The sequence below is a fragment of the Sporosarcina gallistercoris genome (assembly GCF_050459885.1).
In the GTDB taxonomy this organism is placed as follows: domain Bacteria; phylum Bacillota; class Bacilli; order Bacillales_A; family Planococcaceae; genus Sporosarcina; species Sporosarcina gallistercoris_A.
The window spans coordinates 118,920-132,084 of record NZ_JBCMNO010000004.1 but is presented as its reverse complement, the minus strand read 5'-3'; the positions used below and the strand labels follow the sequence as shown (position 1 = coordinate 132,084).

Sequence of the window (13,165 nt, the reverse complement as noted above, 5' to 3'; positions counted from 1 at the left end):
CTGTGTAAGAAACAACTCCAAAACAATTCCGAATATTGTTTGAATAGAACGGTGCACAGGCGGTGATTCTGACTAGGGAAGATTGGTTGTACCAATATATGCAGGATCGTGATAATGACGGCATGGTAGGAGAATAAATAGGGACGCCTATGTCAGAAACAAACACGAAAAGTTACCACACGCAGCATGTGAAAAAGCAGCAAAGAGAGCCAATGGCTTTTCTTTGCTGCTTTTTTCGTTAAAATTTTTTCCTGAAGAAGGGAGTTTTTTCAAAGCGATGCACAGCGGGATGGCAATCAGCAAACCGACTGCGCTTTGAATGAGGTCTCCTGGGATGGATGCGAGGGTGCCGTCCAATCGTTGTACATAATGGCTTGCCCGATGTAATACACAGCAAGCAGAACAGGTGTGGATGCCATGGCTGCCAAGATGTTAAGTAATCCGTTCTCTCCTCGGTGACCATTCGACCATGCGATTTTACCGACGATGTAGCCTTAACAAATGGTTCCCCGCGTAAGACACAACTCCAAAACAATCCCTAACAGTGTTCGAATTGTAACATGCACAGGTGGTGAATCATTCGCTTCTCCGATTGAGACGGGGGATTCAGGGTATAGATTATTGGAAGTACATGTAACAAAATCATTTAAGAGTAATAATCAGAAGGAGTGTGTCTGAAATGAAAGCAATCGTAATTGAACAATATGGCGGTTCGGAACAGTTAGTAGAGAAAGACCTTCCTATACCGGAGATTCAAAATCAGCAACTATTAATTGAAATGCATGCCACTTCTATTAATCCGATTGACTGGAAAGTACGGGAGGGCTATATGAAAGATGCGATGCCTTTTGAATTTCCGTTGATTTTAGGTTGGGATGCAGCAGGGATCGTCAGTGAAGTCGGAAGCAAGGTCACTCAGTTCAAAAAGGGGGATGCTGTATTCGCGCGTCCTGCCATGGAAAATGGAACCTACAGCGAGTATGTGGCGGTCGACGAAGACTTAGTGGCGTTAAAGCCAGATCATCTTAGCTTTGAAGAAGCAGCCTCCGTTCCGTTGGCAGGTTTGACGGCTTGGCAATGTCTTGTAGACTTTGGACAAGTGAAAAAAGGAGATAAGGTTCTCATCCATGCGGGATCTGGTGGTGTGGGCAGCTATGCCGTACAGATTGCCAAAAGCTTCGGAGCACACGTTTATTCTACGGCAAGCAGTAAAAATGAAGCATTTTTGAAAGAGCTTGGTGTGGATGAATTCATTGACTATAAAACCACTGATTTTGCAGATGTTGCAAAGGACGTTGACTTGGTAATGGACACCATGGGCGGTGAAATTTTAGAGAAGAGCTTAGACGTCGTGAAAAAAGGTGGTCGTCTCGTGTCAATCTCGGGTGAGCCAAATGCAGAAAAAGCGAAAGCGAATGGCATTACCGCGGAATCCTTATGGCTAAATCCGAACGGGAAACAACTTGCAGAACTTGGCCAACTGATGGAAGAAGGAAAAGTTAAACCACATATCGGTCATACATTCCCGTTAACAGAAAAAGGGTTGCGAGAAGCACACGATCTAAGTGCAACACATCATGCAAAAGGCAAAATTGTGATTACGATCCAATAAGTCAAAAGCTGGCCTGTACATCGTATAACATCATCATTGTTCTAGCGTGTGTTGGAATTGAACGGTGCACAAGCGATGATTGTGATATGGAAAGATGGTATCCTGCGCTTTAGAGTGAGCGCTGCCTGTATCCCAAACAACCATAAAAAGGTTATCACACGCATCATATAAAAAAGCAGCAAAGAGAGCCATGGGCTTATCTTTGCTGCTTTTTTCATTAAAATTTCTTCCGGAAGAAGGGAGTTTTTTTCAAAGCGACGGACAGCGGGATGGCAATCAGCAACCCGACTCCGCATTGAATGAGGTCTCCTGGGATGGATGCGAGGGGTGCCGCCCAATTGTTGTACATGATGGCTTGCCCGATGTAGTACACGGCGAGCATAACCGGTATGGATGCAACGGCTGCCAGGATGTTGAGTAGGGTATTTTCTCCTCGTTGGCCATTCGACCATGCGATTTTCCCGACAATGTAGCCTTGCAAGGCACGCGCGATGATTGTCGTGGGCGCCCAGATCATCCAGCCGCCGAAAATATCGAACATGCCCATCCCGATCGCTCCAGCAAGCGCTCCCTTTTTAGGGCCGAATAGAATGGCCACGGTGAAAAGCGCTGCTGTTCCTAAATGGATGAGACCGCCTTGTCCGATCGGAAGCTTGATGTTAATGAAGACAGTGGACAGTAATACAATGGTCGACAGGATGGCTGTCAGCACTAAATCCATCGTGTTTGTGCGTATGTGGGTCGATGTTTGGCGTTCTACCTTTTGCATGGGGGGATCCATCTCCTCGCGTTATGGAAAGTTGATAATTCTTATTTTACTGAATGACTGACCATCATAAAAGTGTCAGTTTGATTAAAGTGTTAGAGGTCAGTGGTGAGGAGGAAATTGAGATTTGCGGTATGCGTGGTTTCCCTTTCTTATGGTACGATTGGGGAAGTGAATGTATCGAAGAGTTAGGTGGGGGTTTTATTGAAAAAAGTTGCGATTATCCAGGATATGTCTTCTTTTGGAAAGTGTTCGCTCACAGCGGCCATCCCGGTGTTATCGGTCATGGGGGTGCAGGCAGTACCTCTGCCGACTGCCATTTTAACGTCGCAGACAGAGTATCCGAGCTATTTTTGTGAAGATTTAACGGCGAAGATGTCTCATTTCACAGACGAGTGGCACAAGATGGGCGCTACGTTCGATGGGATTTATACGGGGTTTGTGACAGGAAAAGAGCAGATTGAAAATATTTTTTCTTTTTTACATACGTTCTATAAGGAAGAGACAACGCTTCTCGTGGACCCGGTAATGGGGGATAGGGGACACATGTATGATGTGTTTACTGGGGAGTTGATCGGCTATATGAAGGAACTGGCGAAGCGTGCAGATGTCATTACACCGAATGTGACAGAATGTTGTTTATTGACAGGTCTGTCGTATGACAAACTGCAAACGTATCGCACGGTTGAGGAGTATGTAGCCGCCCTTGAGGACGCTGGTCGGCAGCTGCAGTCAGACACGAACGCCAAGGTCATCATTACCGGTTTGAATCCGCCGGCGCTTTCAGGAACAAGACGCGTCGGTAACCTATACATCGACGGCGCCAGCTCGTATCACAGACTTCAAGAATATAACGGTAAGAGTTATTCCGGAACGGGTGATCTGTTTGCCTCTGTCATGATGGGCGGGTTGATGCGCGGTCAGGATCCCGTAGAGACCCTGGAGCTTGCAGAGAGGTTTTTAACTGCCGCCATCCAGTCCACATCTGAAGAGCGGATTCCAACAGAGGCCGGTGTAAATTTTGAATCGCATTTGCGGATGCTGCTGTAATAAGGGTGCACAGGCGGCGAATCGAATCGAAAAGCACCTGCATGAGAATATCACTCATGCAGGTGCTTTTTGAATAATAAAAGACAAAACGTATAATAGAAATAAAAAGAGGGAAACAAACAACTCAGTACTTTCAAGAAAGGATCGTACACATGAAAAGTCGAAGAGAAGAACTAACTTTGCTGTTGCTGTATCTGACGTCGTGGGAAGATGAGGATTTCCCGGATGGAATGACACGGAGCTGGAAAGGGTATCCGTTAAGCGCGTTGGATCAGTTGCAGGAGGCGGATTGGATACGCGGAAGCACTGGTTCGAAATCGGTGTACCTGACCTCCTGGAGGTAAAGAGGAGACTGAGAGATTAATAAAGAAGTATGTTCAAGATCATGATGATGTCTGTCCCGTAAGATGTACTGATAACTAAAGAGTGGGGGATTTCAGATGGAAATTCACGGAACGAAAAAACTGTTGGATGCGATTTCGTTTTCGATAGTGACCGAGTATGTTGAACGAGAACCTCTATTTTCTTGGCATGCTAATTTACTCGTCATGAATCGTCGGAAGACCTTGGTTCTGATGAACGATCAAAATCGTTACACCGTTGTGCTTCACGGCTTGAAAGCGAAGGACTTCAAGCGGTTGGACGAGCTGATTGTGGAGGCGATCCGTGAGACGCTGAAGGCAGAGAATATAGGGGATGACGTCATTGAACTCTATATAAAAGTAGCGGGGGCGGTGACATTCCATAAGTCAAAAAACCGTTCGTTCGTGGCACAGCTGAACAAATCGTGTGATCATGTGTGGTTCGGTCTCCGTGGATTGGATCCTGATGAGCTCATCAGTACGAATGTAGCAAAGCAGGTGAGTCGGTTGCTGGTTGGCAAGGCAAATCATGAGATGAACCTTCCATATGAAGAGCTGTTCAACGATTTGACAAAGCTTTCAGGAAAGGAGATTTTTCAAACGGACGTTGCTGTGCTGAAAGTGACCATGCCTTTTGAGGATGTTCCCATTTGGCGGCGTGTCCTTGTTCCTCTTTCCTGCTCGTTTGAAACGATGCATGAAATTTTACAGATTCTTTTCGATTGGCATGACTCCCACATGCATGAGTTCATCCTTTTCGATGAAAATGAGACGGATGAGTCCCAATCAAAGTATTCCCCGACCTTTACAAAACAGCATTATCGTCCGATGTTGCGTGTTGTTATGAAGGAAGAATCACTAGAGATGCCGGGTGATTTACCTATAAAACTTGAAAAGAACATCACATTGGCTGGAATTGTTGAAACCCATACAGTCGTCAAGTATATGTATGATTTCGGTGATGGATGGATGCATGACATTCAAGTGGAAAAAGTGCTGCACGATCAAACAATCTCTAAGCCAGTTTGTCTGGAAGGAGAAGGGACAGCCCCTCCGGAAGATTGTGGAGGAGAGCCAGGATTCTATAAGTTTCTGGAAATAATGAAGAATCCGTCGAGTCCCGAGAACGAGACGATGAAATCGTGGGCGCGCGGGCAGTTGTATCGTGAGTTCGATTTAGACGTTGTGAACCGGCGATTGCGTTCGCTGTGAAATGGAGTCTCTTACTCATAGAAACGAATAATTGAGGATGCTAGTTGAATCCAAAAAAATAAGATAAGGGTGAGTAAACTATGAAAGTAACCATACTCGGAGGCGGCAGTGAAGTCGGAGCTTCTTGTGTTCACGTACAAATAGGAGAGACTGCATTGCTGATTGATGCGGGGATGCGGATGCATGGAGACGATCTGCTTCCGGCACTTGGGCTGCTTGAGGAACTTGCGGCGCCTGATGCCATCCTAGTAACCCATGCCCATGCCGATCATATCGGTGCACTGCCGATTGTCCATTCGTTGTACCCGACAATACCAATTTACGCAACTCCACCGACGATTGATCTAATGCGGATCATGATGAAAGATGCCTTTAAGATCATGGAACAGCGCTCGCGACTGACGAACACGTTGCCGCCTTACACGATGCAGCAAGTGACCGCATTGCTGGATCAGTTACTCGTCTATCCGGCATCGGGTGTGCTGCGCATTGGGGATGCAACCATTACCAGTTACCGAGCGGGCCATATTTTAGGTGCTGTCATGTATTTAATAGAAGCAGATGGAGAGCGGCTGCTCATTACTGGAGATATCAGTTTTAAAGCGGGACGCACGATTCCAGGGGTCGCGGTACCGCGTGACATTCAGCCTGACGTAGTCATTATGGAATCGACGTATGGCAATCGGGCACATACGGATCGAAATACGGAAGAAAAAAGACTTGCTGAGCATGTCGCGGAAGTGGTGACCGCTGGAGGGTTTGCGCTGATTCCTGCATTTGCTCTTGGACGTGCGCAGGAAGTGCTACTCGTGCTGCAAGACTATATGGATAAAGGACTGATCCCGGAGTTTCCAATTTACGTGGATGGTCTCGTGACGCCGATTAGCGGTATCTATAAGCGATACCCTCATTATTTGAAAGGTCCTGTTGCGCACCGAATCCGACAGAATGGGGATGCGTTCTTGACAGAAGGCCGGTGTAAAGCGGTGACGCCGCAAGAACGGGAAACGATCCTGACCGGAAAACCTGGCTGCATAGTTGCTTCATCTGGCATGCTGACTGGCGGTGCGAGTGCGTGGTATGCAGAACGTCTCGTTGGAGGAGAAAAGAATGCAATCTTCATTACGGGTTATCAGGATGAGGAGAGCCCAGGGAGAAAACTGCTTGCTCTCGCGGATGGTGAATCTCACACGCTTGAACTGAATGGTACAGCCTACGAAGTGAAATGCCGGATTGGAAAATATGGTCTATCCGCACATGCCGATGCGAACGAAATGGACCGGTTCATCCGCACGCTTGAACCTACATACACGATGCTCGTCCATGGTGATGATGAAGCAAGGCAACGTTTGAGTGAGGTGCTGGATTTCCGGTACAAACCAATTCTAGTGGAGAACGGAGAGACCTACCCGTTTGACAAACGGACTTCCGGCAAAGGGGTAAAAGGAAAGCGGTATACGCCAGTGGATAGTCATGCCCATTTGAAATCGAAAGTGGGACAAGTCGTTCTGTACCAAAAGGAAACGGGAGGTGTGTGGAAATTTGCGATCTGTACAGGAATTCATCCGAAAACAAATACACTTCATTGCCAAACGTTTAAAGGCAAATCGCTCCAATTGCAGATGAACGAAGTAACCGAGTTTTTAGGGAATTGGAATGGTCCGATCGACGAGTTGAAACAGGCGGCACAAGACGTTACTGCGTTCAGCCGACCATTTGTGGAACGGTTGAACTGGAATCTTGCAGAGATAGGCAATCATTCGTTTGACCAGTTGGTGGAGATTCTCGGGGTTTCGGATATGGAAGACCGGATTGCGCTTGCAATCAGCCTCCAAGGCACTCCAGAAGAAAATCGAAGCCGTTCTGAAGGGACAACGTTCTATAAGCTGACGGAAGAAACAAAACGTAAACTGAAAGAACTGGACTTGCCAATTCAAGGGTTGCGGATGAACCAAATGGCAGCGATGGAAACGGTGCGGGCACTGTTTTCCGAAGAACCTAGGTTTTTACGGTGCGGTGTTCAAGGTTTGGGTACACAAGAAGAAACAATTGTTGTATCATTCGATTTTCCAGACGTTGTCACGGACGAAGAAAGGGAAGTGTATCGAACTCGGACGAAGCAGGAATCAGGATGGGATCTCGAATACTCCAACTCCGTACGACAAGACTTGCTTCAGCAAACGGTATCGACGTTATTCGGCACCAATATGGGGGTGCCTTCGATTCATCTGCAAAATAGGCTCGTTACATTGGCAGGCACAGCACCGAAAGACTCAAAAGAACGGTGTGAACAGTTCCAGGAAACGACTGGATTCCGTCTTCAGTTCAAAGGAGCCCCCGCAGTGGACCTGCAGCCGAGTAAAGAAGTTTTTAACGTGGATGGGGAAGGCAAGAGGATGGAGAATAACGAAGCCATTGAAGAGGCAAAACGATGGGCAAGCAAACGTTCCATCACGTTGTATAAGGTCGGAGTGCGACAGGATACATTGGAATTGCACTTTGTCTCTCCAGAAGTAGCTAAGCGCCACGAAGCAGATATGGAGGAACTGTCATGGAAGACGGGACGACCCGTCACTTTTACGAAAAACCCTAAGCAGAACGAAATCATCCGGATTGCGGTAGAAGCCATTCCGGCCGACTGGCAGCTAGTGAAGAATCCATCGATCCACATCGATCGGGTGACGGTATCTGTCAAACTGGCCGACCCCGTGGACTCCGCACAATTTGCGGATGCGGATGCCTATGTGTTTGAGCGGACTGGATATCGACTGGAACAGAAGTGACAGTTGCCTGTGACTTTATTGCGGGGGTACGCTGTGCAACAAACACAATAGTTTCGTACACAGGTACTCACCAAAAACAAAAACAGGTGAAATAGAGGGGGAGGAATAGAATTGAAGAAATTTCAATTAGATGTAGATGGCACTACTTTTCACGGGTGTGAATTGGGTGATAACAGACTTCCTTCACTTGTTTGTCTGCACGGAATGACTGGGGATTCAAATAGTTTTTTAGGGCTTATTGATTACCTGAAAAATGATTTTCATCTCATTCTTATAGATAGCCCGGGACATGGCGACACAGAATCACTAAAACTGGAGGAGGATTATATGTTTTCCTCCTTAGCAAAGCGTATTTATCAAGTAATACAAAAGATTACCAATAAACCTGTTTACATGTTGGGACATTCTTGGGGAGCAGATCTTTGCCTAAGCGTAGCAAAAATAATTCCGACTCACGTAAGGGGTGTTATTTTATTAGATGGAGGATATGCGTTTCCTGAACATGTGGATGGACTGACAGAGGAAAAAGCCTTGGTAGATTGGAAGGCATATGTTGAATCCAGTATATATGGTTCTTGGGACGAAGTGGTCAAAGAATACCAAAGTTACACAACTAAGCAATGGGATACAAATCTGGACGCAACAATAGCATCTAGCTTTAAAAAGGTGAAAGATAACTATATATTTAAGACGGATGTTTTCAGTATTCAAGCAATTATTAAGGCATTCTATAAAGAGCCTTGTTCGACTACTTTTGATAGTATTCAGTGTCCTGTTTTATTACTTCATGCATCAATTCTTCCGACAGATTCAGCCCGTAAAAAGGGAGTACAGGAAATTAAAAAAGGCATTAAAGTATTAAAGGTAATAGGGATAGAAAACACTCAACACCAGCTTCATTGGGACTATCCTGAACAAGTTGCTCATGAAATTCTGTTGTGGAAACAAGAAAGTATTACCGAAGTTTAGTAACAACACTTTTCTCTTCAACAAATTACAGTTGTTGAAGAAAATTGATAAAGAAGCCTTGTTAATTTGTCTTTAACAAGGCTTCTTTTGCATCTCATTAGTTGACTATTTAAACTTCTTGATGTGTTTAATAGCTGATAGAAGTAGGAAATTCATCGTAGGTGGCTATTGACAAAAAAATTAAAGCAGACTATCATTCTAATTGGGAATGATTATCATTATCACGAAGAGGACGTTAGAAAAGAAAACAAGTATGAAGGAGAATCATAAATTGAAAAAATTAATAGTACCTTTCGTTTTCATGTGTGTACTGATTATTGGTGCCTGTAGTAATAGCACAAAGGATCAGGCAGCGGGGGATGCAAATAAAGAGGTTGAAAGTGGAACAATTACATATCAATCTGAAAACGGGCCTATTGAAGTACCGGCTCAACCGAAAAGAGTAGTAGTGTTGACCGGTAATGCAGGGGACTTAATCTCACTTGGCATCAATATCGTAGGGGTCGACGAATGGTCTAAGTCAAGTCCATTATTTAAAGATCAGTTAGAAGATGTTGCCACGGTCTCAGATGAGGATCTAGAGAAAATTATTGAGTTAAAACCAGATTTAATTATTGGAGGTAGTGATAATAATAACATAAATAGGATGAAAAAAATTGCTCCCACAGTTACCTATACGTATAATAAAGTCGATTATTTAACGCAGCATTTAGAAATCGGGAAATTGGTGAACAAAGAAAAAGAAGCTCAGGACTGGATTGATGACTTCAAAAACCGTGCAACTGCTGTAGGAAATAAAATCAAAGAAAAAGTTGGCGAAAATTCAACGGTGACTGTAATGGAAAGTTACGATAAAGAGATAGGTATTCTCGGCAATAGTTGGGGAAGAGGTACAGAAGTTCTTTACCAAGCAATGGGTTTGAAAATGCCTGAAAAAGTACAAGAAATGACCAGTAAAGAAGGATACTACATGATTTCAACTGAAGTATTACCTGACTATGTTGAGGACTACTTGGTTGTAAGTAAATACAATGATCAAGATAATTCCTATCAAGAAACGGAACTATTTAAAGAAATGCCAGCTGTGAAGAACGACCATGTAATTGAAGTGGATGGAAATGCCTTTATGTTTAACGATTCTATAACGTTAGATTACCAGCTGAAACATTTTGAAGAACAATTTTTAAAATAGGCTGTTTTAAGAGATTGGTATTTTAAATAATGTGGAAAACACAGATTGGATGGTGGAGGCAACTGAAAAAGCCCAATAAAGTTAGCTATGTGTAGGAGACAGTTGATTTGCACTCCAGGCGGACGCTTTCTGAGGGGCTTGATTTCAGTCTCCTCGTCGCTTCAAAAAACAAAGATGTGCTCCCAGCGCTGCGCTTATGCTTGCAAAAGCCGTTCTTCGTAGTGAAAGGTACCTGAAAATGAGGAGTATAATCGAAGCCTCTCATGAGTTGTGCAAACTTTTGAGAAGCTTCTTTTTCATTTCTTGGGTAACATAATGTTAGACAAGTCAGTGTTTCATTCGTTCACTAGTATCAATAGATAATAAATTCGAGTCACGCCTAAACTTTGTATGGAGTACGATCGATGTGATGGTCATAGTAGTATGGAAAATAAAACCACTGCAATAAATATATACTATAAAACTTAAGGAGAATTACATGAGCTGGAGCAAACTGAAGAAAAATCTGGAGAGCTTTCTCTGTCCTGCATTAGAGGGAAAGGTTGAATACAGTGCAAGCAGCTATCGTTATTTACCCGATAAAGCAGGAACTTGTTATATTACGGTAGATAAAAAGAATGTACTCAATATGAAGGATACAAGCACCTCCATCAGATGGTATCAAACGGAGCTGGAAATTAAGAACGATTCAAATATACAAATCCCAATCAGCAATGAGGAAATTGAAGCGATTAGGAAAGAAACCAAAGGGATGGTTCCGGAAGATCGTTTGGAAGTGATGGCAAAGGGGAGGAAATCTTCAGTTTGTGCAAAGGAGCTTCTGTCAGCGCAGTCCACCTTAAGTAAATCCAATTTTGTTGTTGCAGCGAATCACTTTTTATCCATCCCTATAGAGGAGAGCATAGAAAGCGATGATATCCTATTGAACATTCTAGCATTAGTGGACAGGCGGGTCGGAAAAAAACGAATTTTAAACATGACCGAGCAGATGAAGTCGAAGCATCCAGCTGTTCAGTATTTTTATGAACTACGGCTCAGTACAGTATGATAATAACTAACTAGAATGAAGTGTTTGTATGACACATACTAACGGGTTCTCAACATTCCGTGATTGTAGATATAAACGCTATCGTTCCGGTCGCAGGCACCCAAGTTCTAACTGCGTGGACTGCCTTTGATCTGAATTAAACCCGCCATGATTCAATCACAATTTTCCTAAGGATTTCCGATGGTATCTATTTGGATACTATGCCACTTAAAAGTGCGTACTTACTCGATAAGTTGATTTGTTTCATACTAATACCGTGCTGCAAACTAAGGGGGATTTACATTGAGTGAGGAAAATGTAGTAGGAAGAGGCATTAGAAGTGTGAAAACTGTAGTGTTTCAAGAAAAATCGCCGACACACAAAGCGGGATTGGTTATTGAACCAGGTAATTGGGCGGACGTGGACCCTTTCCTATTGATGGCGGAAGACTTTTTTGTACGCGGTACCTTTGGTATGCACCCCCATCGTGGTTTAGAAACAGTGACATATGTTATTGAAGGCAAGCTAGAGCATTCAGATAATAAAACCGGCGGCGGAGAATTACTGCCCGGGGATGTCCAGTGGATGACTGCAGGACGAGGAATCCTTCATACAGAAGATCCGGCTGTTGGTGACACCGTGCGTTCCTTGCAATTATGGATCAATCTGCCGAGCGATAAAAAAATGACTGAACCGCGCTATCAAAACTTACGCGCACAAGATATGCCTATTCGACAAGAAGAGGGAGCAACCATCCGAGTGTTCTCTGGTTCTTCAATGAATGTAACGGCTGCTACGGAAAATCACGTACCTGTTACGATGGTCGAGTGTACTGTTGATGCAGGTGTGACAGTTACGCAAGACCTGCCAGGAAGTTATAATGGATTCCTTTATATTGTAGAAGGTCAAGGGGAGTTTGGAGAAGACCAAACAGTTGGCAAAGAAGGGCAAGTCCTCTGGCTAGAACGGGCAGCGGATACCGAACAGACTGAAGTGACCATCCATGCAACAGAAAAAATGCGTGTTCTTTTATATGCTGGACAACCAATTGGCGAAAAAGTCGTCGCGCGCGGCCCCTTCGTTATGAATTCGGATGAAGAAATTGTTCAAGCGTACCAAGATTACCGGAACGGCAAATTCGAGTAAGAAAATGATTTGTAAGTGTTTAATCTATAACGATAAAGTCTACGCAAGAACTAGTTTCCATCGGACTACATGATCTCTGTATGCTGGTACTTAGAAAATTGCTGCCTGTGTTAGACCCAAATAAGAGGTTTGTTTTATCATTGTACAATAAAGACAGATGATTAAAGCGATGAACCGCACCGTAAGACAAGAAAAAGCCATACCCTCCACAAACGGAGGGAACGGCTTTCCTTAATAAATCGCAAAACTACTGATTACAGTTTTGCCCAACGTTCTTCTAACCAGTCCATGAACTCTACGCCTTTGTCGCCTTCGTACGCATCATAGACATCTAAACGCATCCGTTTTAGTTTATCCGCAAAGTCTGCCACTGTATGGTCCTTCGGCAAGCTTTTTTTTACTCTCAGGAAAATTTTGTCTGTGTTTTTGATAATATCAAAACGTGCACGTGATGGCTTCTCAACGTCCTCGCCAAATGCCAAAAGTGCTTCATAGGCTGCTACTTGCACCGTGTTGACAGTATCATGTTGCATACGATTTTTTAGTAAATCTATTACTTTTTCATGTTGATAAGCCGATAACGTGTTGACTGCGTCTAAACGGTCTCGCCAGCTAGACGTATAGTTGGCCTGTTTTTTCAGTATTTCATACTGCTCAGGTAATTCTGTATCAAACTTTTTCAAGTAAATGCACCTCTTTTTTTAACTGGAGGAAAAATGAATTCTTCTTCTGTTTCTCTTATTATACGTTGTCTGGGTGAAAATAGCGATGGCTCGCTGGTAAGGATAGATAGAGAACATGGTGACTGCCTACTTTTAGGGGAGCCGTATCGTCAGTATATACAATTCTATTTTGGCTATTCTTTTCTTACTTAATTGATGGGGAATTCTTAGTGACGCTGTCTGTGTAGGACACAACCTCAAAACAATTCCAAATCGCGTTGGGATGGGCGATTACTTAATGCAAAGCTGAGGTGTATGCGCCCGATACAGGCAGTAACCAATCTGTTTCCTTCCGTGCAAATGAACGCTTCGCTTATACATCCA

Annotated in this window: 11 protein-coding genes; 9 read left to right on the top strand and 2 right to left on the bottom strand. The window is 44.0% G+C overall.

Annotated elements, in window-relative coordinates; genetic code table 11:
* Nucleotides 1-679 precede the first annotated feature (679 nt).
* A complete protein-coding gene (locus ABE021_RS01855) occupies nt 680-1,612 on the top strand; it encodes an NADP-dependent oxidoreductase (protein ID WP_430286461.1) in 933 nt (310 codons plus the stop codon).
* Between the two features lie 217 nt (nt 1,613-1,829).
* Here ABE021_RS01855 and ABE021_RS01850 read toward each other — a convergent pair whose 3' ends face one another.
* Nucleotides 1,830-2,381, bottom strand: coding sequence for an ECF transporter S component (locus tag ABE021_RS01850; RefSeq protein ID WP_430286460.1), 552 nt, complete (start codon nt 2,379-2,381; stop codon nt 1,830-1,832).
* Between the two features lie 201 nt (nt 2,382-2,582).
* On the opposite strand from ABE021_RS01850, the gene ABE021_RS01845 reads away from it, so the two are divergent.
* The 8 genes from ABE021_RS01845 to ABE021_RS01810 all read left to right on the top strand — a co-directional run bounded on the left by ABE021_RS01845 (nt 2,583) and on the right by ABE021_RS01810 (nt 12,119).
* Nucleotides 2,583-3,428: a pyridoxamine kinase gene (locus ABE021_RS01845; RefSeq protein WP_430286459.1), complete on the top strand. Its 846-nt coding sequence runs from the start codon at nt 2,583-2,585 to the stop codon at nt 3,426-3,428.
* 152 nt (nt 3,429-3,580) lie between these two features.
* A complete protein-coding gene (locus ABE021_RS01840) occupies nt 3,581-3,772 on the top strand; it encodes a DUF6429 family protein (RefSeq protein WP_430286458.1) in 192 nt (63 codons plus the stop codon).
* 96 nt (nt 3,773-3,868) lie between these two features.
* Nucleotides 3,869-5,002, top strand: a complete 1,134-nt coding sequence (locus ABE021_RS01835) for a plasmid pRiA4b ORF-3 family protein (protein ID WP_430286457.1) — start codon at nt 3,869-3,871, stop codon at nt 5,000-5,002.
* A gap of 80 nt (nt 5,003-5,082) precedes the next feature.
* Nucleotides 5,083-7,785, top strand: coding sequence for an MBL fold metallo-hydrolase (locus tag ABE021_RS01830; RefSeq protein ID WP_430286456.1), 2,703 nt, complete (start codon nt 5,083-5,085; stop codon nt 7,783-7,785).
* A gap of 111 nt (nt 7,786-7,896) precedes the next feature.
* On the top strand, nt 7,897-8,754 hold the full coding sequence (locus ABE021_RS01825; protein ID WP_430286455.1) for an alpha/beta fold hydrolase: 858 nt from the start codon (nt 7,897-7,899) through the stop codon (nt 8,752-8,754).
* Nucleotides 8,755-9,025: 271 nt separating this feature from the next.
* Nucleotides 9,026-9,946 (top strand): iron-hydroxamate ABC transporter substrate-binding protein, encoded by a 921-nt coding sequence (locus tag ABE021_RS01820; protein WP_430286454.1) that lies wholly within the window; start codon nt 9,026-9,028, stop codon nt 9,944-9,946.
* Nucleotides 9,947-10,424: 478 nt separating this feature from the next.
* Nucleotides 10,425-10,994: an SF0329 family protein gene (locus tag ABE021_RS01815; RefSeq protein ID WP_430286453.1), complete on the top strand. Its 570-nt coding sequence runs from the start codon at nt 10,425-10,427 to the stop codon at nt 10,992-10,994.
* 282 nt (nt 10,995-11,276) lie between these two features.
* The gene (locus tag ABE021_RS01810) at nt 11,277-12,119 is read left to right on the top strand and encodes a pirin family protein (RefSeq protein WP_430286452.1); all 843 of its coding nucleotides are present in this window, start codon (nt 11,277-11,279) and stop codon (nt 12,117-12,119) included.
* Nucleotides 12,120-12,373: 254 nt separating this feature from the next.
* Here ABE021_RS01810 and ABE021_RS01805 read toward each other — a convergent pair whose 3' ends face one another.
* Nucleotides 12,374-12,802, bottom strand: coding sequence for a HEAT repeat domain-containing protein (locus ABE021_RS01805; protein ID WP_430286451.1), 429 nt, complete (start codon nt 12,800-12,802; stop codon nt 12,374-12,376).
* Nucleotides 12,803-13,165 lie beyond the last annotated feature (363 nt).

Coding starts and splice junctions, on each gene's coding strand:
- ABE021_RS01855 (WP_430286461.1), top strand. CDS start 680: ATGAAAGCAATCGTAATTGAACAATATGGCGGTTCGGAACAGTTAGTA.
- ABE021_RS01835 (WP_430286457.1), top strand. CDS start 3,869: ATGGAAATTCACGGAACGAAAAAACTGTTGGATGCGATTTCGTTTTCG.
- ABE021_RS01830 (WP_430286456.1), top strand. CDS start 5,083: ATGAAAGTAACCATACTCGGAGGCGGCAGTGAAGTCGGAGCTTCTTGT.
- ABE021_RS01850 (WP_430286460.1), bottom strand. CDS start 2,381: ATGCAAAAGGTAGAACGCCAAACATCGACCCACATACGCACAAACACG.
- ABE021_RS01815 (WP_430286453.1), top strand. CDS start 10,425: ATGAGCTGGAGCAAACTGAAGAAAAATCTGGAGAGCTTTCTCTGTCCT.
- ABE021_RS01840 (WP_430286458.1), top strand. CDS start 3,581: ATGAAAAGTCGAAGAGAAGAACTAACTTTGCTGTTGCTGTATCTGACG.